This is a genomic window from Pseudomonas sp. CFBP13509 (genome assembly GCF_005233485.1).
Taxonomy (GTDB): Bacteria; Pseudomonadota; Gammaproteobacteria; order Pseudomonadales; family Pseudomonadaceae; genus Aquipseudomonas; species Aquipseudomonas marginalis.
Map to the genome: position 1 here is coordinate 44,712 of NZ_QGAA01000012.1, position 19,988 is coordinate 64,699.

The window sequence follows — 19,988 nt, forward strand, 5'->3', positions numbered from 1 at the left end:
GGTTTTGTTGATGTCGTACGTCATCGTACAACTATAAATAATTTCGTCAACTGCAATTCATCGGCGTTGTGCACTTGAGGGAGTTGAAAGGCTTGGGCAGCGGTGTTCTTGACGTAGGAAATTATTCCTCTATGCTCGGCATTACTGTATATACATACAGTCATCAAGGAAGATTCCTACGACATAGCAAGGAGCTAACATGTCAGGCCCTGAACTTGCGGCACCCCAAAAAAAACCGCCTACCCTGCGCTTCGAAGGCGGTGAACACACCGCCATCGGCGACGATACGTTGTTGCGCTTCAGCAAGGACGCCCCGGCAATCCCCGCGCGGCAAGTCGAACTGCACCTGCCCAACGGGCTGGCACTGACCTACGGCCAAGTGATCGCCCTGGGCGGTGACTTTTATGGCATCCCCGGCCAGCCTATCAACGAGGGCACCTCACCTGCCGATCGTGTGCAACGCTTCAGCGCCGCGTTCAACTCACTGGCCGTGCTGCCAGCCGCGCGGGACGAAGCGCCGAAGATCCTGGCGGTGATGCAAAAAGAGATCAACGCGGTCAACCAGGCGATCAAGGATGGCAAGCAAGCCCATGAAGCCTATGATGCCCTGGGTGATACATTGTCCGAGGAATGGAACCGCATCACCGGTGGCGGCAGCGCGGTGTCGGCATTGATCCCACTTGGACGCTACCTGAAGCTGGCGGCGGACAACGCCGACCACTTCGGCGAATGGGCGATGGCGGCCTACCTGGCGGGGCATACAGCCGCCTTGCAACAGGCTGTAGTGGCCCACCAGACCGGTACCGATCAGGCATTGGAACTGGCCTACGCCATGAACGGCTTTGCCGATCACTTCTTGACCGATCTATTTTCTGCCGGCCACCTGCGCGTGCCGCGCAAACAGCTGGCGGCGGTCGTCACTCCGGGCGAACTGGGCTCGCTGATCAGCCGCTTCATGCACGATGAAGACAGCAAGTTCGGGCTCAAGGTGCGCAATGCCATGGGTGACGAGTGGCATGCCTATGGCGACAAACGCTATTTCGACAGTATCGACGCAGCCAATCGGGCACAGGTCAAACGCGCCGTTCAGGCATCCGCTGATGAGATCTTCGAAACCTTCATCAGTGGCGTTGCGCCCTCCCCGGCCAACTTCAAGGCACCGCTGTATGTGCCGGATCTGAATGCCGCGCAGAACCCGGCGAATAACTTTTCGCCGCTGTTCAAGATGGAGGGAGACAAGGTGCTGCGTCGCAAGGACGTGAATGACCTCAACGACAAGCACTGGACCAATGATTGGTGGGGGTGGAGTACGTATTTGTTGCTCAAGGATTACAAGCCGAATACGCCGGCTTGAGCGGTACCGCCTGTCGATACTGTGAGTTCTAACAGTTATGTACCGTTCATCAAGGGCGGATAACACACCTCAGGGGGCTTAGAAATTGGCTCCTGAGGCGATTTGTTGCAGCACTCCTGATGCCTGAAGCGTCAGGCCACCGCACCATAGGCCGACAAGGGAACGGACCCCAGGAAAATCAATGCGACTGAATATCAAGGACCCTAACGTTGCGCCAGCTCCGGTCTGTGCTTGATTTTTGCTTCTTTTACTAAGGTTGATGAGAGAGGTGCGTCATGAAAACCACTGATGAAATTTTCGGCCTACTGGCCTCCAGTTTCGAAGCCCATCGGGACAATAAAGATCAAGACTTTGATCCCGATATGCCTTTGGCCGAGCTGATTGCTGACGAGAACGAAAGGCGTCGTGTGATTGACACGTCCGTGAAGGCGCTTCAGTTGAACCTTCCTGATGACGTGGCGAAGAAAGCGACACTGGACTCGTTAGCGTCCTACATCCAATCAATGCAAACGTCATAGAAAACGCTGAACGGCACATAAGCCACCTGCTGACGATCAGCCTGCCCTTTCAGCCTCTTCATGAGCATGGCGCAGCCGCTCACGGCTATTGGTCAGGTGCAAGCGCATCGCCGCCCTCGCCGCATCCGAATCCTGGCGGGCAATCGCCTCATAAATTTCTTCGTGTTCGCGGCTCAGGCGCCCCATGTAGTGCTGGTGGTCATCATGGGCCAGGCGTGCCGAGTTCAGGCGCGTACGCGGGATGATGCTGGTGCCCAGGTGGGTCATGATGTCGGTGAAGTAGCGGTTGCCGGTGGACAACGCAATTTCCAGGTGGAATGCGAAGTCCGAGGCCACTGCATCACCGGCGTGCGCCGCGCTTTCATTCAGGGCATCGAGGGCCGCGCGCATGGCGGCCAGCTGTTCATCGCTACGGCGCAGTGCGGCCAGCCCGGCGGATTCCACTTCCAGGCTGATACGCAGTTCGAGAATCGCCAGCACGTCACGCAAAGTGACTACCGTAGCCGGGTCGATTCGAAAGCCGCTCGGGCTCGGCGTGTCGAGCACAAAGGTGCCGATACCATGACGGGTTTCCACCTGCCCCGCCGCCTGCAAGCGGGAGATGGCTTCGCGGACCACGGTGCGGCTGACGCCATGGGCGTCCATGATCGCCGATTCGGTGGGCAGCTTGTCGCCACGCTTGAGTTGGCCGTCGCGGATCTGCTCGGACAACACCGTGACCAATTCCTGGGCAAGGCTGCGGCGCTTGCGGGGAAGACGAGGGGCGGTGCTGGCGTTTTCCATTTGGAGTCATCTATCTCGGTTGGGTAAAGAGGCATCATAGCCCATGGTGGTTGTACGATCACCGTTCAGTCGCGACTTTCACTCATATCCTGCGTGCAAAAAAATGCCTCGATACGGATCGAGGCATTTTTCCAGCGCACCCGAAGGCGAACGCCGCTTACTTCACCACTTTCAGACTCGGCCGACCGCTTGGACGCGGTGGCTCGCTATCCGGTGGCGGCACATCATCGCCGTCTTCCTCTTCAATCACTTCGTCGTCCTCGAAAGGCGACTCCAGATCGAACACCATGCCTTGGCCGTTCTCCCGGGCATAGATGCCGAGGATAGCGCCAATCGGCACGTACAGCGTGTGCGGCACACCGCCGAAACGCCCTTCGAAGCTGACCGCTTCATTGTCCATGTGCAGGTGGCGCACGGCACTGGGTGATACGTTCAACACAATCTGCCCGTCACTGGCAAACCCCTGCGGTACCTGAACCGCAGGAAACTCGGAATTGACCAGCATGTGCGGGGTGCAATCGTTATCCACAATCCACTCATAGAGCGCGCGGACCAGGTAAGGTCGACTGGAGTTCATCAACGGCTCCTTAAGCCTTAGCGCATATCGCGTTCGACACCAGACAGACTTGCCTGGAAAGCCTCACGCGCAAACTGGCGCTCCATGTAATCAAGCAACGGCTTGGCCGGCCGTGGCAGTTCAATGCCCAGAATCGGCAAGCGCCAGAGTATGGGTAATAGGCAGCAATCCACCAAGCTTTGTTCCTCGCTGAGGAAAAAAGGTTTATCGGCGAACAACGGCGAAACACCGGTCAGGCTCTCGCGCAATTCCTTGCGCGCCTGCACCCGAGCGGCTTCTTTGCTGCGGGTATCCAGGATCAAATCCACCAGCCCGCACCAATCTCGCTGGATCCGATGGATCAGCAGGCGGCTGTTGGCACGGGCCACCGGATACACCGGCAGCAAAGGCGGATGCGGGTAACGCTCATCCAGATATTCCATCACCACGGTTGACTCCCACAACGCCAGGTCACGATCGACCAGGGTGGGCAAGCTGCCGTAAGGGTTCACTTCGATCAGTTTCGGCGGATGACGACCCACCTCCACACTGATGATCTCGGCGCTGACACCCTTCTCTGCGAGTACGATGCGTACTCGGTGGGAATAGTGGTCGGCGGGGTCGGAGTAACAGGCCAACCGATTGGTCACGCCCATGGCGGTCCTCCTCGCTTGTTGAAATTATGGAAAGCTCAAAAACGAGCGCGCCCAGAAAGCATCTCTGCAGCCTCTGGAAAGTCCAGGTCGCTACGGGTTAGAGATGCCGCTGGGCGCGCAAGATTAACAGCAATTGCTTACGGTTGGATCAATGCACATCCTTCCAGTATTCGCGTTTAAGCAGATAAGCGAATACGAAGAAGAAAGCCAGGTACAGCAAGACATACGTCCCGATGCGCTGGTGTTGCAGTTTGACGGGGTTGGCCGAATAGGCCAGGAAGGTCACAAGATTCTTGACCTTCTCGTCAAACTGCTCGTCAGTCAACGAACCAGGGGTTTCTATCTTCAGTTGATCGCACGCTTCATGAGTCAAAGGCGTCCCGGTCAACGGATCATATTGCTTCTTGCCGTCTTCGACGACCTGAACCTGCTTGCATCCTACCACTTGCTTGCCTTGCAGGCCGACCAGAACGTTAGGCATGCCGACGTTCGGGAACACACGGTTGTTCACGCCATAAGGGCGCGCCGGGTCCTCGTAGAAGGATTTCAGGTAGCCGTAGAGCCAGTCGGTGCCGCGTACACGTGCCACCAGCGTCAAGTCAGGCGGTGCTGCGCCGAACCAGGTCTTGGCGTCGGCAGGCTTCATGCCGATATTCATGTGGTCGCCGATCTTGGCACCGGTGAACACCAGCTTCTCCAGCATCATTTCATGGGGGATACCGAGGTCATCGGCCACCCGCTCGTAACGCTGGAACTTGGCGCTGTGGCAGCCCATGCAGTAGTTGGCGAACGTACGCGCGCCGTCTTGCATAGCCGTCTTGTCAGACACGTCGATATCGACTTTTTCCAGTTCCGGGCCGCCGTGTTCGGCAGCGAAGGACAGTAGCGGCAGCGCCGCAAGCATCAATGCAACGAATAATTTTTTCATCAGCCAGTCACCCTTTCCGGAACCGGTTTGGTCTTCTCGAGCCGGGTGTAGAACGGCATCAGAATGAAGTAGGCGAAGTACAGGAAGGTGCAGACCTGCGACAGCAGCGTACGCTCAGGGGTCGGCGCCAATACGCCCAACACGCCCAGAATCACGAATGCTATGCAGAACACCCACAGCCAGATTTTGCTCAGCCAGCCTTTGTAGCGCATGGACTTGACCGGGCTTCGGTCGAGCCACGGCAACACGAACAGCACCGCAATGGCCGCGCCCATGGCGATGACGCCCATGAGTTTGTCGGGGATCGCCCGCAAGATCGCGTAGAACGGCGTGAAGTACCAGACCGGGGCAATGTGCTCAGGTGTCTTGAAGGCGTTCGCCTGTTCGAAGTTCGGCTTCTCGAGGAAATAACCACCCATCTCCGGGAAAAAGAACACGATCGAGCAGAACACGAAGAGGAACACTACCACGCCGACAATGTCTTTCACGGTGTAGTACGGGTGGAACGGGATGCCATCCAGCGGGATGCCGTTCTCGTCCTTGTGCTTCTTGATGTCAACGCCGTCCGGGTTGTTGGAACCCACTTCGTGCAGCGCCAGGATGTGCAGCACCACCAGGCCCAGGATCACAATCGGCAGCGCCACGACGTGCAGGGCGAAGAAGCGGTTCAGGGTGATACCGGAGATCAGGTAGTCACCACGGATCCACTGGGTCAGGTCGTTGCCGATGACCGGAATGGCACCGAACAGCGAGATGATCACCTGGGCGCCCCAGTACGACATCTGGCCCCATGGCAGCAGGTAGCCCATGAAGGCTTCCGCCATCAGCGCCAGGTAGATCAGCATGCCGAACACCCACACCAGCTCGCGGGGCTTCTGGTACGAACCGTAGAGCAAGCCACGGAACATGTGCAGGTAGACCACGATAAAGAACGCTGAAGCGCCGGTGGAGTGCAGCAGGCGCAGGATCGAGCCGTACTCGACGTCACGCATGATGTATTCGACGGAAGCAAACGCCTCCTCCGCCGACGGGGTGTAGCTCATCGTCAGCCAGACACCGGTGACGATCTGGTTGACCAGCACCAGCAGTGCCAGGGAGCCAAAGAAGTAGAAGAAGTTGAAGTTCTTCGGGGCGTAATACTTGCTGAGATGGTCTTCCCACATTTTAGTAGCGGGGAAGCGTGCATCGACCCAATCCATGAACTTGCTCATCACGCGTTCTCCTTATCGAGGCCAATGACAATGAGGTCGTCAGTTTCGTAGGTATGCGGAGGCACGGGCAGGTTCAAGGGAGCGGGCTGGGACTTGTAGACGCGACCCGCCAGATCGTAGTGGGAGCCGTGGCAGGGGCAGAAATAACCACCGACCCAGTCTTTACCCAGATCGACTGGGGCAACTTCCGGGCGGAAGGTGGGTGAGCATCCCAAGTGGGTACACAGGCCGACCAGCAGCAGAATCTCTGGCTTGATCGAACGTGCTTCGTTTTTGGCGTAGGCGGGTTGGTCGGATTTCTCAGATTTGGGGTCAGACAGCTGGCCTTCGATCTTTTTCAGATTTCCCAGGATTTCCTCCGTACGACGAACAATGAATACCGGCTGGCCGCGCCACTCAGCAATCATCTGCTGGCCTGGTTCGATCTTGCTGATATTCACCTTCACCGGTGCACCTGCGGCTTTCGCCTTGGCACTGGGAAACCATGACCCCACGAACGGGACCGCAGCCCCCACCGCTCCTGCAGCACCCACCACGGATGTGGCTGCTACCAAGAAGCGACGCCGGCCTGCATTCACGCCGTCATTGCTCATTCAGTCCTCTCCCATCAGCTTTTTGGCCTGTTAAATCAGGCGTCTACTAAGTATTAAATCTGAACTTATAAAAATTTTGCCGAATGGTAATGAAAAGCCCCACGTCTGACAAGGGAATTGCCCGGGGCTCCGCCTCCAGGCCTTGTAGTATAGGGGGTCTACGGATGTGGCAAGTTGTCACGGTGAAAAATGTGCATAAATCGCAGGCAATAAAAAACGCCCAGCTCCGTAAGGAGGCTGGGCGTTTTTGTGGAACGTAAAGCGAATTAACGCTTCGAGTACTGCGGACGCTTACGCGCTTTACGCAGACCGACTTTCTTACGTTCAACTTCACGGGCATCACGAGTCACGAAGCCAGCTTTGCGCAGAGCGCCACGCAGGGTTTCGTCGTACTGCATCAGAGCGCGAGTGATACCGTGGCGGATTGCGCCAGCTTGACCACTTACACCGCCACCGATAACGGTGACGTAGATGTCGAACTTTTCAACAGTCTCGGTCAATTCCAGCGGCTGACGAACTACCATGCGGGCAGTTTCGCGACCGAAGAAGTTGTCCAGAGTGCGGTTGTTGATCGAGATGTTACCAGTGCCCGGACGCAGGAAAACGCGTGCGGTTGCGGTTTTGCGACGGCCAGTGCCGTAATTTTGAGTCGCCGACATAATGAACTATTCCGTTAAAACTTCAGTTCTTGGGGCTGCTGAGCAGCATGAGGGTGTACAGCGCCCGCATAGACTTTCAGCTTGCGAAACATATCGCGACCCAGTGGGCCCTTCGGCAGCATGCCTTTGACCGCGATTTCGATCGGGGCTTCAGGCTTCTTGGAGATCAGGCCTTCAAAGTTGGAAGACTTGATACCGCCTGGGAAACCGGAGTGACGGTAGTACATTTTGTCTTGCGCTTTGTTGCCGGTAACACGTACCTGCTCAGCGTTGATGATCACGATGTAGTCACCGGTGTCAACGTGAGGGGTGTACTCAGGCTTGTGCTTGCCACGCAGACGGCTGGCGACTTCAGTGGCCAGACGACCCAGGGTCTGACCAGCGGCGTCGACGACAAACCAGTCGCGCTGAACTGTTTCCGGTTTTGCAGTAAAAGTTGTCATTCTTTAATAGCCTCAGGGGCCGCCCTGTAAATTAGACGGCGGATCTTACTGAATAGTGCTTACTTTGACAAGTCAAAGGCAGCCGGATACAGACGCTATCGGGGGCTCGGGTCGGCGCGTCCGTTCAACGGCAAGATTCTTCGGCAGGCGGCGCATCACTTCCACTGCAGAAAGAGGTGGGCAATTATGCAGATTGCGAAAAAAAATTCAACCTGCTTTTATGATTGTTTTCCCTGAAGGAGTACCCGATGGATTATCGACAGCTGGGCCGTACGGATCTGAACGTGAGCGCGATAGCCCTGGGCACCATGACGTGGGGCGAGCAGAACAGCGAGGCAGAGGCCTTCGCGCAGATCGAACGGGCCAAGGCGGCGGGGATCAACTTCCTCGATACCGCGGAAATGTACCCGGTGCCGCCCAAGGCCGACACCTATGCCACCACCGAACGCTATATCGGCAATTACTTCAAAAGCCGCGGCGACCGCGGCGACTGGATCCTCGCCAGCAAGATCGCCGGCCCCGGCAACACTATCGACTACATCCGCGATGGCCACCTGCGCCACAACCGCAAGCACATCGTCGAGGCACTGGACGCCAGTCTCAAGCGCCTGCAAACCGACTGGATCGACCTCTACCAGTTGCACTGGCCGGAGCGCAGCACCAACTTCTTCGGCCAACTGAGCTACAAGCACAAGGACGAAGACGACCTCACCCCGCTGGAGGAAACCCTCGAAGCCCTGGACGAGCAGGTCAAGGCCGGTAAGATCCGCCATATCGGCCTGTCCAATGAAACCCCGTGGGGCACCATGAAATTCCTGGCCCTGGCCGAAGCCCGTGGCTGGACCCGCGCGGTATCGATCCAGAACCCCTACAACCTGCTCAACCGCAGCTTTGAAGTGGGCTTGGCCGAAGTGGCCATCCGTGAGCAATGCGGCCTGCTGGCTTACTCGCCCCTCGCGTTCGGCATGCTCAGTGGCAAGTACGAAGGTGGCGCACGCCCGGCCAAGGCGCGCCTGACCGAGTACAGCCGCTTCAGCCGCTACTTCAACCCGCAGTCGGAGGCGGCGTGCAGCCGTTATGTGGCACTGGCGCGGGAGCATGGCCTGGATCCGGCGCAGATGGCATTGGCGTTTGTGACACAACAGCCGTTCGTGACCAGCAACATTATTGGCGCCACGAACCTGGAGCAACTGGACAGCAACATCGCCAGTGCTGATCTGAAGCTGTCGAAGGAAGTACTGGAAGGGATTGAGGCGATTCAGAAGGATCATCCGAATCCTGCGCCTTGATTGATCTGTAGAGCGCTATCGGGGGCCTGCCCCCGATGACGCATTCAAGACCAGCAAAAATCAAAGCGCCCGCGCAATGATCTCCTTCATGATCTCGTTGGTCCCCGCATAAATCCGCTGCACCCGCGCATCCGCCCACGCCCGCGCAATCGGGTATTCCCACATGAAGCCGTAGCCGCCGTGCAACTGCACGCACTCGTCCAGCACCTTGCATTGCAGGTCCGTGGCCCAGTACTTGGCCATCGCGGCAGTGGGCACATCCAGCTTGCCTTCCAGGTGCAGCGCCATGCATTTGTCGACGAATACGCGGCCGATCTGAATCTCCGTGGCCATCTCCGCCAGCTTGAAACGGGTGTTCTGGAAGTCGGCAATCGCCTTGCCGAACGCCTTGCGCTCACGGGTGTATTCCAGGGTCCACTGCAACGCCGCCTCGGCAGACGACAGCGCGCCAATCGCGACAGTCAGACGCTCCTGGGGCAATTCCTGCATCAAGTAGGCGAAGCCCATGCCGGCCTGGCCCAGCAGGTTTTCCTTGGGCACCCGCACGTCCTGGAAGAACAGCTCCGAGGTGTCCTGGGCCTTCATGCCGACCTTCTCCAGGCGCTTGCCCTTGGCGAAGCCGGGCGTATCGGACTCCACCAAAAACAGGCTGGTGCCCTTGGCACCGGCCTTGGGATCGGTCTTGGCGACCACGATCACCAGCTCAGCCAGGTACCCGTTGGTGATAAAGGTCTTGGAGCCATTGATCACATACTCATCACCGTCCAGCACCGCGGTGGTCTTGACCCCTTGCAAGTCGGACCCGGCACCCGGCTCGGTCATGGCGATGGCCGTGACCATCTCACCGGAGATCAACTTGGGCAGGTACTTGTGCTTCAGCGCTTCACTGCCGTAATGCAGGATGTAGGGCGCGACAATGTCCGAATGCAGGGAAAAGCCGATGCCGGTCAGGCCCAGGCGACTGATCTCTTCGATCACTACTGCGCTGTAGAGAAAGTCCGCGCCCAGCCCGCCGTATTCCTCCGGCAGATGGGAACACAGCATTCCCGCCTCCCCCGCCTTGCTCCACAGGTTACGGTCGATGTAGCCCTGCTTCTCCCATTGCCCGTGAAACGGTGCAGCGTCTTTTTCAAGAAAGGTGCGCACGCTCTGGCGGAAGAGTTCGTGCTCCGGGCTGAACAAGGTTCTCGGAATCATGGGTCACCTGCGTGGATTGTCGGACAAGGACGAGCCCACAGAGCCTATGCCCCGATGGCGTCACAGGACACTGGACACATGCGACAAAAAATAAGACGATCCAGCCGTCTGGTGACCACTTTCCCCTATAAGAATAAATGAAATTATGTCTAACCAAATCTCCACGCCATTGCGGCGCGTCAGCATTTTGGCCATTGATCGGGTATTCGCTTCGACCCTGATGCAAGCCAAGGACTTCTTCCATCTCGCCAGCCTGCGTTATGGCAAACAGCAAGGCCTGGGCCTGACCCCAGCGTTCGAAACACGCCTGGTGAGCCCCGACGGAAAATCGGTGCGCAGCTTCAGTGACGTGATCATGCCGGTGGACGGCGGCCTGGAAGACGCCGACATTATCGTGCTACCAGCCTTCTGGGATGACTTCGATGCCCTGTGCGCGCGCTACCCGCAAGTGCTGCCGTGGCTGCGCGAACAGCATGCACGGGGCGCGGTACTCTGCGGCGAAGCCACCGGGGTGTTCTGGCTGGCCGAAGCCGGCCTGCTCGATGGCAAGGAGGCGACCACCTACTGGCGTTTCTTCAACGCGTTCGGCGAACGCTTCCCCAAGGTCCAGCTCAACCAGGACAAGCACCTCACCGACGCCGACAACCTGTATTGCGCCGGCGGCACCACCTCGGCGTGCGACCTGTATATCTACCTGATCGAACGCTTCTGCGGCGCCAACATCGCCCAGGCCGTGGCCCGCGACATCCTCTACGAAGTGCAGCGCAGCTACTCGCCGGGACGTATCGGTTTTGGCGGCCAGAAGCTGCACCAGGACGTGATCATCCTGCAGATCCAGCATTGGCTCGAAGAGCACTTCGCCGACAAATTCCGCTTCGAAGACGTCGCCCGGGAACACGGCATGAGCATCCGCAACTTCATGCGCCGCTTCCAGACCGCCACCGGCGACAAGCCGCTGCATTACCTGCAACGGCTGCGTATCGAGACGGCCAAGGGCCTGCTCTCGGGCAGCCGCAAGAGCATCAAGACCATCAGTTATGAGGTGGGTTACGACGATGCGAGTTTCTTTGCGCGGTTGTTCAGGCAGCACACGGAGCTGTCACCGAACCAATATCGGCAACAGTTTCAGCAAGCCGCATAAAATAGGGGTATACACAGGGTAAATGTGGGAGGGGGCTTGCTCCCGATTGCGATGGATCTGTCAACTTCTACAGTGACTGACACTCCGCGATCGGGAGCAAGCCCCCTCCCACATTTGATCTGCATTGATCTTAAGGTTTGTGACCGCGCGACAGGAACTCGTGGGACTGCATTTCCAGCAAGCGGCTCAGGGTGCGTTGGAACTCGAAATTCAAGCGGCCACCGGTATAAAGATCCTTGAGCTCGACTTCGGCCGAGATGATCAACTTGACGTTACGGTCGTAGAACTCGTCGACCATGTTGATAAACCGTCGTGCGATGTCGTCGGTGGTGACGCTCATCTGCTCCACGCCGCTGAGGATCACTGCGTGGAAGATCTTGCCCAGTTCGATGTAGTCGTTCTGACTGCGTGGGCCGTCGCACAGTTGGCGGAATTCGAACCAGGCCACGTCATCGCAGGTACGCAGGGCGATGATTTCGCGGTTCTCGATCATCAGCTTGTCGTTTTCCACCGCCTGGGTGCATTCCGGCGTGAGGGCGCGGAAGCTTTTGCGCAGGCTTTCGTGCGCCGCTTCGTTCAGCGGAAAATGGAACAACTCCGCCTGTTCGAGGTGACGCAGACGGTAGTCGACGCCGCTGTCGACGTTGACGATCTCGGTGTTCTGCTTGATCAGCGCAATGGCCGGCAGGAAGCGCGCGCGCTGCAGGCCGTCCTTGTACAGGCCGTCGGGCACGATGTTCGAGGTCGCGACCAGGGTCACGCCGTTCTTGAACAGCTCTTCCATCAGGGTGCCGAGGATCATGGCATCGGTGATATCGGAGACGAAGAACTCATCGAAGCAAATGACCCGCGCTTCATCGGAGAAACGCTTGGCGATGATGGTCAGCGGGTTTTTCTCGCCCGGCAAGGTCTTCATCTCTTCGTGCACGCGCTTCATGAAGCGGTGGAAGTGTGTCCGTACCTTTTCCTTGAACGGCAGCGCTTCAAAGAACGTATCGACCAGGTAGGTCTTGCCCCGGCCTACGCCGCCCCAGAAATACAGGCCCTTGACCGGCGTGTGGTCTTTCTTGCCGAACAGCTTGCTGAGCATCCCCGGCTTGCTTTGCGAGGCCGCAACCAGGTCGTCGTACAGGCGCTGCAAATGACGCACCGCCGTTTCCTGGGCCGCGTCATGGAAGAATTCAGGGCGTTTCAGATCAGCTTGGTATCGTTCTAGGGGCGTCATAATTTCGTTAGCAAGGCAACAAAAACGGGCCGTCACTGTAACGACGGCCCTGGATAATGGCAATCAACCCTTGGTCGGGTTAATCCTCGATTGGGGTCAACGCAATGCGCAGGGCTGCAATGGCGGCATCACGGGATGCGGCATCGGCGAACTCGGCGCTGTCGGCCACTGCGGCACCGTCCAGCCATACGCTGAAGCTCAGGGCCTCGCTGCGTACGTCCAGCGCAGCACCACTTTGCAGTTGCTTGGTGACTGCGCCGGCCGCTTTACCATCGGCAAAATTGCGCGACAGCAGCAATTGCTCGCCATCGGCGGCCAACAAACGGAAGCGGAAGCTGCCGTCGTCTTCACGGAAGCTCACGAAACGCGCGGCCTTCGCGGCCTTCTTCTTGACCGCGACCGGCGCTGCTGCCTGTTCGACGAACGAACGCAGGCCCACCGCTTCACGCAACTCGGCCAGGAATGGCGCGGCGACGGCACGGGCTTTCCTGGCGCCGACCTGCAACAGGTCTTCCATGTCCGAAGGGCGCGACATCAACTGGTGGTAACGCTCGCGCGCTTCGCCGAGCTGACCATCAAGCAGCTGGAACAGACGGTTCTTCGCCTCGCCCCAGCCCAGGCCTTGCAGCAGTTCGGCGCGGAATTCTTCTTCCTGGGCCTTGCTCGCAAACGCCTGGTACAGGGTGAACAGGTGTGAGTTATCCGGGTCCTTGGCTTCGCCAGGGGCGCGCGAGTCGGTGACGATGCGCGAGATGGCGTCTTTCATGTCCTTGGCGCTGGTGAACAACGGGATGGTGTTGTCGTAGCTCTTGGACATCTTGCGGCCATCCAGGCCCGGCAAGGTGGCAACGCTTTCCTCGATCAACGCCTCGGGCATGGTGAAGAATTCTTTACCGTTGCCGAACAGGTGATTGAAGCGCTGGCCGATGTCGCGGGCCATTTCCACGTGCTGGATCTGGTCGCGGCCCACCGGCACTTTGTGCGCGTTGAACATCAGGATGTCCGCCGCCATCAGCACCGGGTAGCTGTACAGGCCCATGGTGATGCCCGCATCCGGGTCTTCGCCGGTCTCCACGTTCTTGTCCACCGAGGCCTTGTAGGCATGGGCGCGGTTGAGCAGCCCCTTGGCGGCGACGCAGGTCAGCAGCCAGGTCAGCTCGGGGATTTCCGGGATGTCGGACTGACGATAGAAGGTCACCCGGTTCACATCCAGGCCACCGGCCAGCCAGGTCGCGGCGATTTCCATACGCGAGCGCTGGATGCGCTGCGGGTCATCGCATTTGATCAGGGCGTGGTAGTCGGCCAGGAAGTAGAAGGAGTCGGCATTGGCATCCTGGCTGGCCAGGATCGCCGGGCGGATCGCACCAGCGTAGTTGCCCAGGTGCGGCGTGCCGGTGGTGGTGATGCCGGTGAGGATACGGGTACGAGTCGTCATGGGTAATCGCTTATCAGACTGCTATCAATTCGAGAGGCGCGGCAGCACCAGATCCTTGAGATCGGTGAGCTTGCCATGAAAAAAGTGCCCGCATTCTGCCACTTTCAGCAGCTCATGGGGGCGTTTCAAGGCGGCGGACCAGTCGTAGACGGTTTGCGGGTCGACCACTTCGTCGGTTTCCGGCTGGATCAGGGTCAACGGGCAGCTGTGGGGCAGCACATCGGTATCGCGCAGGCGCATCACCGCCGCGGCGACCATGAACAGGTGCGCGAGCTTTTCGCCTTTGGCTTCCAAGCGGCCGCCGAGGCTGGCTGCCACGTAGCCGCCAAAGGAAAAACCGAGCAGGGTGATCGGCAGGTCGGGGTGCTTTTCACGCAGCCAGGTGGCAGCCGCTTCGGCATCGTCCACTTCACCGGTGCTCATGTCGTGGGTGCCGGCACTCGCGCCGACGCCACGGTAATTGAAACGCAAAGTAATCAACCCGGCATCGCGAGCCGTGCGTTGCAGGGTCGAAACGACTTTATTGAGCATGGTCCCGCCCTGCACCGGATTAGGGTGGCAGATCAGCGCCAGGCCACGTGGCTCGGGGTGATCCAGGTACAGGGCTTCCAATTGGCCTACCGGGCCATCGATCAAAACGGGGGTTTCACGCATGAGCAAGGAATGAACTCCGTGACCTCTCAAAGGGTCGACTCGTCTAGCTAAAAGTCTGTGCATGGCATCATTGCGAGCTTAATCGCGGTATACAGCGCAGGTTTGAGCCGTTAACGTAAAGCAAAGCCGTTTATAGAGGAAGGACTCGTGGAACACTCGCTCTTAGTTTGGTTGTTGCCGACTCTCGCCTTGGTTGCCGGTGTCGCCATTGGATTCCTGGTTGCCCGCCTGCTGCCGAATGCCGCGCCTAACCGCACGCAGCGTCAGTTGGATGACATTCAGGAACGTTTTGACAGTTATCAGAACGAGGTTGTTACCCACTTCAACAGCACCGCGACCCTGGTCAAGAAACTCACCCAGAGCTACCAGGAAGTACAGGATCACCTCGCCGATGGCGCAAACCGCCTGGCCCTCGACGACATCACCCGCCAGCGCCTGCTGGCCGCGCTGCATTCCGATGCACCGCAAACTCCACGGGAACGCCTGACTCCCCCCCGGGAAAACCAGGAGCCGCCACGGGACTACGCGCCAAAAACGCCAAACGCCCCAGGCATGCTGGATGAGCATTACGGCTTGAAGAAGTAAGTTATTTTCAAGCAATAGAAAAGCCCGGTTGATCGCTGATCAACCGGGCTTTTTGTTGGCCTCGCTCTTGCGGGAGGGGGGCTTGCCCTCTCCCACATTGACCAATGTCCGGCCTCAGGCCACAGGTTGCTCTTGAAGCCACCCACCCTCGATCCGCACATGCCGCCCATGGAAGCGCTTGAGGCTGCTGCGATGGCCGACGCTGACAATGCTCAACCCCGGCAGCTCATCAATCAACGCCTGATACAACGTCGCCTCATCCTCTTCATCCATGGCCGATGTCGCTTCGTCCATATAGAGCCATTGCGGCGCGAACAACAAGGCTCGGGCAAAGGCCAGGCGCTGTTGCTCGCCGGGCGAGAGCATGCGTTGCCAATGGTTGGCTTCATCCAGGCGCCCCACCAGGTGCGGCAGGCGACAGGTTTCCAGGACCTGTGCATAACGTTCTGCCGAATAGACGCTGTCGTCCTGTGGATAACTCAACACCGCCTTGAGTGTGCCGATCGGCAGATAGGGCTTCTGCGGCAGGAACAGGTAACGCCTGGCCGGCAGGCGAATGCTGCCGTGACCAGCCGGCCAGAGATGTCCCATGGCGCGCAGCAAGGTACTTTTGCCGCTGCCGGAACGGCCGCTGAGCATGACGCGCTGGCCCGGCTCAACGATCATGTTGGCGTCGGTCAGCAGGTGGCGACCATCCACCAGGTTCAAGCCCAGCCCTTGCACCACAAGACGCTCGCCCTCTGCGCTGACGTCGATGGCAGCTGGGCGTTGCTCGTTTTCACGCATGGCCTGCTGAAAACTCAGTAGACGATCGCTGGTCGCGCGCCAGCCGGCCAGGTCGGCGTACGCGCTGATAAACCAGCTGAAGTTGCCCTGCACGTTGCCGAACGCCGAGTTGATTTGCATCAGTTCGCCCAGTTCGATCTTGCCGGAAAAGTAGCGCGGGGCAGCCACGATAAACGCAAAGACGATCGCAATCTGTTCATAGCCGGCAGTGAAGAACGTCAGGCGCTTGGACACCTTCATGATGTCCCAGTAGTTATGCCAGACCTTCCCGAACCGCGCGCTCAACCGCTGATGCTCATTAGGTTCGCCGTTGTACAGGGCGATGCTCTCGGCATTCTCCCGCACCCGCACCATGGAGAAACGCAAGTCCGCTTCGAAGCGTTGCTGCTGGTTGCTCAAGCCGATCAAACGACGACCGATCAGATGGGTCAGCCAACTGCCGACACCGGCATAGACCAATGCACACCAGAACATGTAGCCGGGGATGGTGATACCGAACACTTCAATACTGCCCGACACGCCCCACAGGATGATGGAGAACGACACCAGGCTGACCACATTGCGCAGCAGCCCAAGGCCAAGACTCAGGGTGTTGAGGGTAAAGCTGTTGAGGTCTTCGGAAATCCGCTGGTCCGGGTTATCGGTGTAGCCGCCCTGCTCCAGCTGGTAGTAGTTCTTGTTGCCAAGCCAGCGGGCAAAATACTTTTCGGTGAGCCATGCACGCCAGCGAATGGTCAGCATCTGAGTGAGGTAGAGACGGTAGACCGCGCCGAGAATCGCCACCGTGGCGATACCGCAGAAGTAAACGATCTGTTGCCAGAAGGCGGCGGTGTCCTTGTTTTCCAGGGCGTTGTAGAAGTCCTTGTACCAGTGGTTGAGCCACACGGAAATGGCCACGCTGAACAGCGACAGGCCAATCACCACGGCGAGCAACAACCAGGCCTTGCCCTTCTCTTCACTTTGCCAATAAGGCGTGATCATCGCCCAGGTTCGGCGAAAAAATTGCCCACGCACAGCGTCATTGACCGCAGAGTACTCAGCGTTCTGATTCATCGTTCAGGCTCGTAGGGAGGAAGGCAGGCGTTTGAACCGATCATAGGTGATCGGTTCAGGGTTCCGTGCGGCCTGAAGCAGGCTGTTCAGCTTAGGTTCAGCGGCGTACCGGACGCTTCTGCAGTTTGCGTTGCAGGGTGCGCCGGTGCATGCCCAGGGCGCGGGCAGTGGCGGAGATATTGCCTTCGTGTTCGGTGAGGACGCGCTGGATGTGTTCCCACTGCAGGCGGTCCACCGACATCGGGTTTTCCGGCACCAGGGTGTCGAGGTCGGCGTGCTCGGACAGCAACGCAGCCAGTACGTCATCGGCATCCGCCGGCTTGCACAGGTAGTTGCAGGCACCGCGCTTGATGGCTTCGACGGCAGTGGCGATGCTGGAGTAACCGGTGAGGATCACCACACGCATTTCCGGGTCGAGTTCCAGCAGCTTGGGCAACAGCACCAGGCCGGAGTCGCCATCCATTTTCAGGTCGAGCGCGGCGTAGTCCGGCAAGTCGGCCTGGGCGATGGCCAGGCCTTCTTCGGCGGAGCCGGCAGTGCTCACGCGAAAACCGCGACGGCTCATGGCGCGCGCCATCACGCGGGTAAACGTGGCGTCATCATCTACCAGCAACAGGTGCGGCAGTTCTTCGCCTTCGACTTGGATCTCGTCACTCATCGATATCTCCTCGTGCGACACGGGGCAGGCGCAGCTCGGTGAGCGTACCGCCTTCCTCATGACTATAGAGCTTCACTGAGCCGCCCGCGCGGGTCACGCTGGCCTTGCTCAAAAACAGGCCCAGGCCGAAGCCTTTGCCCTTGGTGGTAAAGAAAGGTTTGCCGATCTGCTCGGCGATGGCCAGCGGCACGCCTGCACCATGGTCGCGAATGCTGATCGTCAGGTCATCCACATCCCAATCCAGCCGGACTTCCAGGCCTTCGGGGCAGGCGTCGGCGGCGTTGTTCAGCAGGTTGAGCAAAGCTTGAGTCAGGTCCGGCGGTGGCGCCAGGCGCGGCACGGTCCCCTGCCCCAGCAGATGGAAACGGTAGCTGGCTTCGGGGCGCATCAGGTGCCAGCGGTTCAGGGCTTCGTCGAGCCACTGGGTCACGTCCTGCATCTCGACCGCCAGGCGGCGATTGGCTTCAGCCGCGCGTACCAGTTGCTGCAAGGTTTGCTTGCATTGCTTGACCTGTTCGCGCAGCACGCCGAGATCCTCTTGCAGCGCCGGGTCGTGATGGTCCTGGGTCATTTCGTTGAGCAGCACGCTCATGGTCGCCAGCGGCGTGCCCAATTCGTGAGCCGCGCCAGCAGCCTGGGTGGCGACGGCGAGCAGTTGCTGGTCACGCAGGCCTTCTTCGCGGCGAATGGCGCGCAGTTCTTCCTGGCGGCGCAGCTCTTCGGCCATGCGCGCAGCAAAAAAAGTGATCACGGCGGCAGACAGGGCAAAGCTCAGCCACATCCCGTAGATCTGCAGGTTTTCGCGGGCGATGGGGAACGTTTGCAACGGATAGAACCGCGCCAGCAGCAGGGTGTACAGGGTCAGGGCGATACCCGACAGCACCACCGAGTAGCGCCACGGCAAGGTCACCGCAGCGATGGTCAGTGGCACCAGGTAATAAGACACGAACGGGTTGGTGGAACCGCCGGAGAAATACAGCAACACACTGTGGATAAAGAGGTCGCAGGCCAATTGCAGGGCGTATTCCAGCTCCGTCACCGGCCAGGTGGTGCGCAACCGAATGGCGGTAAACACACACAGCACGATGGAGAAACCCAAGGTCACGCCCAATTGCAGCCACGGCAGCGGCAGCAGGTCGAACCAATAGGCGAGCCCGACCGAACCAGCCTGCGCGGCCAGTACCAGGGTACGAATGAACGTCAGGCGCCAGAGGTTCTGGCGGGTGGCGGAAGTCAGTTTTACGGCGGCGAGCATGAGCTCTCCCGATGAGCGCTGCAGGCGGATCGGCAGGAGTATAAACGAAGCGGCGCCTCGGGCATTGGGTGTGTGGCTCTTTGACGCATGGGCGCCGCAGCAGCAAGCCCCAAGTCAAAAGCTGCAAGAAACCTCTTCGCCGCTAACTTGCAGCTTGCCGCTTGAAGCTTTTTTTCTAATTCGTAAACCCGAAGAACCCGACACCACCGTCTACAGTCATACCGATACGAACACCCTAAGGAGCTTCCATGTCTCGTTTCACTCGCAGTGCAGTTGTTCTCACCCTCAGCGCCAGCGCCCTGGCCAGCCTTCCGGCACTGGCCGCCGATGCACTGAATTACAACCAGATTTCCCTGCGCGCCGAGGTCAGCCAGGAAGTGGCCCGCGACAAGATGATCGTCACCCTCTACACCGAGTCCCAGAACACCGACCCGGCCAAGCTCGCCGCCGAAATCACCACCACCATGAACACGGCCCTGGGCCAGGCGCGCGAAGTCCAAGGCGTGATCTTGCGCCAGGGCAGCCGTAACAGCTACCCGATCTACGACAACAAGAACCAGAAGATCACCGGCTGGCGCGAGCGCGCCGAACTGCGCCTGGAAAGCGCGGACTTCCCGGCGCTGTCCAAACTCACCGGCGAGTTGCTCAATACCCTGAAAATGGAAAACATGGACTTCGCCATCGCCGACACCACGCGCAAGGCCAGCGAAGACGCCCTGCTCAAGGACGCGGTCGCCGCGTTTAAAGCACGCGCGCAACTGGCCACCGATGCGCTGGGCGGCAAGGGCTACAAGATCGTCAACCTGAACTTCAACACCAATGGTTATCCACAGCCCTATGCACGTGGAGGGATGATGATGAAAGCCGCCATGATGGATTCGGCGCCGGCACCAGAAGTAGAAGCCGGTACCAGCCAGGTGAGCATGAGTGCCGATGGGGTGATCGAAGTGTTGCAATAACCCCGGTTTCGACAAAACAAAGGCGCAGCCCTCACGGCTTGCGCCTTTTT

The 19,988-nt window shown here is 59.0% G+C and carries 21 protein-coding genes; 6 read left to right on the forward strand and 15 right to left on the reverse strand.

From position 1 onward, the window contains the following. Positions 1–199 precede the first annotated feature (199 nt). Together PspCFBP13509_RS20115 and PspCFBP13509_RS20120 are read left to right on the forward strand one after the other, a co-directional pair. Positions 200–1,354, forward strand: a complete 1,155-nt coding sequence (locus tag PspCFBP13509_RS20115; protein WP_137212589.1) for a phospholipase — start codon at positions 200–202, stop codon at positions 1,352–1,354. Between the two features lie 275 nt (positions 1,355–1,629). Beyond that, positions 1,630–1,872, forward strand: a complete 243-nt coding sequence (locus PspCFBP13509_RS20120; protein ID WP_065924309.1) for a hypothetical protein — start codon at positions 1,630–1,632, stop codon at positions 1,870–1,872. Positions 1,873–1,908: 36 nt separating this feature from the next. On the opposite strand, the gene PspCFBP13509_RS20125 is transcribed toward PspCFBP13509_RS20120, so the two are convergent. The 8 genes from PspCFBP13509_RS20125 to rplM form a co-directional block, all read right to left on the reverse strand. Then, positions 1,909–2,655: a FadR/GntR family transcriptional regulator gene (locus PspCFBP13509_RS20125; RefSeq protein WP_027604839.1), complete on the reverse strand. Its 747-nt coding sequence runs from the start codon at positions 2,653–2,655 to the stop codon at positions 1,909–1,911. Positions 2,656–2,812: 157 nt separating this feature from the next. Further along, on the reverse strand, positions 2,813–3,232 hold the full coding sequence (locus tag PspCFBP13509_RS20130) for a ClpXP protease specificity-enhancing factor (RefSeq protein ID WP_065924310.1): 420 nt from the start codon (positions 3,230–3,232) through the stop codon (positions 2,813–2,815). A gap of 17 nt (positions 3,233–3,249) precedes the next feature. Then, the gene (locus PspCFBP13509_RS20135; protein WP_027604841.1) at positions 3,250–3,867 is read right to left on the reverse strand and encodes a glutathione S-transferase N-terminal domain-containing protein; all 618 of its coding nucleotides are present in this window, start codon (positions 3,865–3,867) and stop codon (positions 3,250–3,252) included. Positions 3,868–4,015: 148 nt separating this feature from the next. Then, the gene (locus tag PspCFBP13509_RS20140; protein WP_074843894.1) at positions 4,016–4,795 is read right to left on the reverse strand and encodes a cytochrome c1; all 780 of its coding nucleotides are present in this window, start codon (positions 4,793–4,795) and stop codon (positions 4,016–4,018) included. Continuing rightward, a complete protein-coding gene (locus PspCFBP13509_RS20145; protein ID WP_003171746.1) occupies positions 4,795–6,006 on the reverse strand; it encodes a cytochrome b in 1,212 nt (403 codons plus the stop codon). The genes PspCFBP13509_RS20140 and PspCFBP13509_RS20145 overlap by 1 nt, the downstream gene beginning before the upstream one ends. After that, on the reverse strand, positions 6,006–6,599 hold the full coding sequence (petA, locus tag PspCFBP13509_RS20150; protein ID WP_027604843.1) for a ubiquinol-cytochrome c reductase iron-sulfur subunit: 594 nt from the start codon (positions 6,597–6,599) through the stop codon (positions 6,006–6,008). Before petA ends, PspCFBP13509_RS20145 begins: the two co-directional genes overlap by 1 nt. 266 nt (positions 6,600–6,865) lie before the next feature. After that, the gene (gene rpsI / locus PspCFBP13509_RS20155; RefSeq protein ID WP_003171743.1) at positions 6,866–7,258 is read right to left on the reverse strand and encodes a 30S ribosomal protein S9; all 393 of its coding nucleotides are present in this window, start codon (positions 7,256–7,258) and stop codon (positions 6,866–6,868) included. A gap of 14 nt (positions 7,259–7,272) precedes the next feature. Beyond that, positions 7,273–7,701: a 50S ribosomal protein L13 gene (gene rplM / locus PspCFBP13509_RS20160; protein ID WP_003171742.1), complete on the reverse strand. Its 429-nt coding sequence runs from the start codon at positions 7,699–7,701 to the stop codon at positions 7,273–7,275. A gap of 248 nt (positions 7,702–7,949) precedes the next feature. Here rplM and PspCFBP13509_RS20165 point away from each other — a divergent pair, with 248 nt between their 5' ends. Further along, entirely contained in the window at positions 7,950–8,990 is a 1,041-nt protein-coding gene (locus PspCFBP13509_RS20165; RefSeq protein WP_065924311.1) for an NADP(H)-dependent aldo-keto reductase, read from the forward strand. 60 nt (positions 8,991–9,050) lie between these two features. On the opposite strand, the gene PspCFBP13509_RS20170 is transcribed toward PspCFBP13509_RS20165, so the two are convergent. After that, positions 9,051–10,187, reverse strand: coding sequence for an acyl-CoA dehydrogenase family protein (locus PspCFBP13509_RS20170; RefSeq protein WP_065924312.1), 1,137 nt, complete (start codon positions 10,185–10,187; stop codon positions 9,051–9,053). A gap of 220 nt (positions 10,188–10,407) precedes the next feature. Between PspCFBP13509_RS20170 and PspCFBP13509_RS20175 the strand changes: the two genes are divergently transcribed. After that, complete coding sequence (locus tag PspCFBP13509_RS20175; protein WP_169899207.1) at positions 10,408–11,328, forward strand: GlxA family transcriptional regulator; 921 nt, start codon at positions 10,408–10,410, stop codon at positions 11,326–11,328. Positions 11,329–11,458: 130 nt separating this feature from the next. Here PspCFBP13509_RS20175 and zapE read toward each other — a convergent pair whose 3' ends face one another. The 3 genes from zapE to PspCFBP13509_RS20190 form a co-directional block, all read right to left on the reverse strand. Further along, complete coding sequence (zapE, locus tag PspCFBP13509_RS20180) at positions 11,459–12,553, reverse strand: cell division protein ZapE (RefSeq protein ID WP_053131627.1); 1,095 nt, start codon at positions 12,551–12,553, stop codon at positions 11,459–11,461. A gap of 79 nt (positions 12,554–12,632) precedes the next feature. Continuing rightward, positions 12,633–13,988: a tryptophan--tRNA ligase gene (locus tag PspCFBP13509_RS20185; protein ID WP_065924313.1), complete on the reverse strand. Its 1,356-nt coding sequence runs from the start codon at positions 13,986–13,988 to the stop codon at positions 12,633–12,635. Positions 13,989–14,012: 24 nt separating this feature from the next. Then, positions 14,013–14,642 carry an alpha/beta hydrolase gene (locus PspCFBP13509_RS20190; protein WP_065924314.1) on the reverse strand — a complete coding sequence of 210 codons (630 nt, stop codon included), beginning with the start codon at positions 14,640–14,642 and terminating at the stop codon, positions 14,013–14,015. A 147-nt stretch (positions 14,643–14,789) separates the two neighbouring features. Here PspCFBP13509_RS20190 and PspCFBP13509_RS20195 point away from each other — a divergent pair, with 147 nt between their 5' ends. After that, positions 14,790–15,227, forward strand: a complete 438-nt coding sequence (locus tag PspCFBP13509_RS20195) for a YhcB family protein (protein WP_003171734.1) — start codon at positions 14,790–14,792, stop codon at positions 15,225–15,227. Between the two features lie 114 nt (positions 15,228–15,341). Here PspCFBP13509_RS20195 and PspCFBP13509_RS20200 read toward each other — a convergent pair whose 3' ends face one another. The 3 genes from PspCFBP13509_RS20200 to PspCFBP13509_RS20210 all read right to left on the reverse strand — a co-directional run bounded on the left by PspCFBP13509_RS20200 (position 15,342) and on the right by PspCFBP13509_RS20210 (position 18,979). Continuing rightward, complete coding sequence (locus PspCFBP13509_RS20200) at positions 15,342–17,066, reverse strand: ABC transporter ATP-binding protein/permease (protein WP_065947109.1); 1,725 nt, start codon at positions 17,064–17,066, stop codon at positions 15,342–15,344. 97 nt (positions 17,067–17,163) lie between these two features. Further along, on the reverse strand, positions 17,164–17,724 hold the full coding sequence (locus tag PspCFBP13509_RS20205) for a response regulator transcription factor (protein ID WP_010565532.1): 561 nt from the start codon (positions 17,722–17,724) through the stop codon (positions 17,164–17,166). Beyond that, on the reverse strand, positions 17,717–18,979 hold the full coding sequence (locus PspCFBP13509_RS20210) for an ATP-binding protein (RefSeq protein ID WP_027604851.1): 1,263 nt from the start codon (positions 18,977–18,979) through the stop codon (positions 17,717–17,719). The genes PspCFBP13509_RS20205 and PspCFBP13509_RS20210 overlap by 8 nt, the downstream gene beginning before the upstream one ends. Positions 18,980–19,227: 248 nt before the next feature. On the opposite strand from PspCFBP13509_RS20210, the gene PspCFBP13509_RS20215 reads away from it, so the two are divergent. Then, on the forward strand, positions 19,228–19,938 hold the full coding sequence (locus PspCFBP13509_RS20215; protein ID WP_065924316.1) for an SIMPL domain-containing protein: 711 nt from the start codon (positions 19,228–19,230) through the stop codon (positions 19,936–19,938). Positions 19,939–19,988: the final 50 nt, after the last annotated feature.

What these genes read in the sequence shown, in the direction of transcription:
- PspCFBP13509_RS20135 (WP_027604841.1), bottom strand. Translation starts at nt 3,867, where the DNA reads ATGGGCGTGACCAATCGGTTGGCCTGTTACTCCGACCCCGCCGACCAC.
- rplM (WP_003171742.1), bottom strand. Translation starts at nt 7,701, where the DNA reads ATGACAACTTTTACTGCAAAACCGGAAACAGTTCAGCGCGACTGGTTT.
- rpsI (WP_003171743.1), bottom strand. Translation starts at nt 7,258, where the DNA reads ATGTCGGCGACTCAAAATTACGGCACTGGCCGTCGCAAAACCGCAACC.
- PspCFBP13509_RS20190 (WP_065924314.1), bottom strand. Translation starts at nt 14,642, where the DNA reads ATGCGTGAAACCCCCGTTTTGATCGATGGCCCGGTAGGCCAATTGGAA.
- PspCFBP13509_RS20125 (WP_027604839.1), bottom strand. Translation starts at nt 2,655, where the DNA reads ATGGAAAACGCCAGCACCGCCCCTCGTCTTCCCCGCAAGCGCCGCAGC.
- PspCFBP13509_RS20215 (WP_065924316.1), top strand. Translation starts at nt 19,228, where the DNA reads ATGTCTCGTTTCACTCGCAGTGCAGTTGTTCTCACCCTCAGCGCCAGC.
- PspCFBP13509_RS20210 (WP_027604851.1), bottom strand. Translation starts at nt 18,979, where the DNA reads ATGCTCGCCGCCGTAAAACTGACTTCCGCCACCCGCCAGAACCTCTGG.
- zapE (WP_053131627.1), bottom strand. Translation starts at nt 12,553, where the DNA reads ATGACGCCCCTAGAACGATACCAAGCTGATCTGAAACGCCCTGAATTC.
- PspCFBP13509_RS20205 (WP_010565532.1), bottom strand. Translation starts at nt 17,724, where the DNA reads ATGAGTGACGAGATCCAAGTCGAAGGCGAAGAACTGCCGCACCTGTTG.
- PspCFBP13509_RS20200 (WP_065947109.1), bottom strand. Translation starts at nt 17,066, where the DNA reads ATGAATCAGAACGCTGAGTACTCTGCGGTCAATGACGCTGTGCGTGGG.
- petA (WP_027604843.1), bottom strand. Translation starts at nt 6,599, where the DNA reads ATGAGCAATGACGGCGTGAATGCAGGCCGGCGTCGCTTCTTGGTAGCA.
- PspCFBP13509_RS20145 (WP_003171746.1), bottom strand. Translation starts at nt 6,006, where the DNA reads ATGAGCAAGTTCATGGATTGGGTCGATGCACGCTTCCCCGCTACTAAA.
- PspCFBP13509_RS20115 (WP_137212589.1), top strand. Translation starts at nt 200, where the DNA reads ATGTCAGGCCCTGAACTTGCGGCACCCCAAAAAAAACCGCCTACCCTG.
- PspCFBP13509_RS20185 (WP_065924313.1), bottom strand. Translation starts at nt 13,988, where the DNA reads ATGACGACTCGTACCCGTATCCTCACCGGCATCACCACCACCGGCACG.
- PspCFBP13509_RS20140 (WP_074843894.1), bottom strand. Translation starts at nt 4,795, where the DNA reads ATGAAAAAATTATTCGTTGCATTGATGCTTGCGGCGCTGCCGCTACTG.
- PspCFBP13509_RS20170 (WP_065924312.1), bottom strand. Translation starts at nt 10,187, where the DNA reads ATGATTCCGAGAACCTTGTTCAGCCCGGAGCACGAACTCTTCCGCCAG.
- PspCFBP13509_RS20165 (WP_065924311.1), top strand. Translation starts at nt 7,950, where the DNA reads ATGGATTATCGACAGCTGGGCCGTACGGATCTGAACGTGAGCGCGATA.
- PspCFBP13509_RS20175 (WP_169899207.1), top strand. Translation starts at nt 10,408, where the DNA reads ATGCAAGCCAAGGACTTCTTCCATCTCGCCAGCCTGCGTTATGGCAAA.
- PspCFBP13509_RS20120 (WP_065924309.1), top strand. Translation starts at nt 1,630, where the DNA reads ATGAAAACCACTGATGAAATTTTCGGCCTACTGGCCTCCAGTTTCGAA.
- PspCFBP13509_RS20130 (WP_065924310.1), bottom strand. Translation starts at nt 3,232, where the DNA reads ATGAACTCCAGTCGACCTTACCTGGTCCGCGCGCTCTATGAGTGGATT.